This is a genomic window from Arthrobacter ulcerisalmonis (assembly GCF_900609065.1).
Lineage (GTDB): Bacteria > Actinomycetota > Actinomycetes > Actinomycetales > Micrococcaceae > Arthrobacter > Arthrobacter ulcerisalmonis.
This window is the reverse complement of the sequence record NZ_UXAU01000007.1, coordinates 1-362: the sequence shown is the minus strand read 5'-3', so window position 1 is coordinate 362 and position 362 is coordinate 1. Positions and strand designations below refer to the sequence as shown.

Here is a 362-nt window from a genome sequence, read left to right as displayed (position 1 = left end):
CTACCGCTGCTCCCGCGCGAAGTAAGCGCTGGCTTTTTTCAAGAAGGCAGTCTCCGCGCGCAGCTCTTGAACTTCACGCTCGAGCTCTTTGAGCCGGGCCCGTTCCGTCACCGTCAGATCCGTCTCCGTGCCGCCGTTGGCCTCGCGGTACTTGACCAGCCAGTTGCGGAGCGTCTCAGGGCCAACACCGTACGCGGTGGCCACGTCCTTGATCGGCTTGGAAGTGTTGATCACCTCGCGGCACAGCTCGTCCTTGAACTCCTGGGTAAATCGCTTCCGTGATGCGGTCATGCTGATCTCTACTTTCGGTAGACCCTCATTTTATGAGGGCCCACTGTCCGAGATCTCCGCGGCAGCTCAGG

General features: G+C 60.5%; 1 pseudogene. It reads right to left on the bottom strand.

What is annotated here, in order from left to right:
• Window positions 1-291 (bottom strand): annotated as a pseudogene (locus PSET11_RS00035) (transposase); the annotation flags it as partial.
• Window positions 292-362 lie beyond the last annotated feature (71 nt).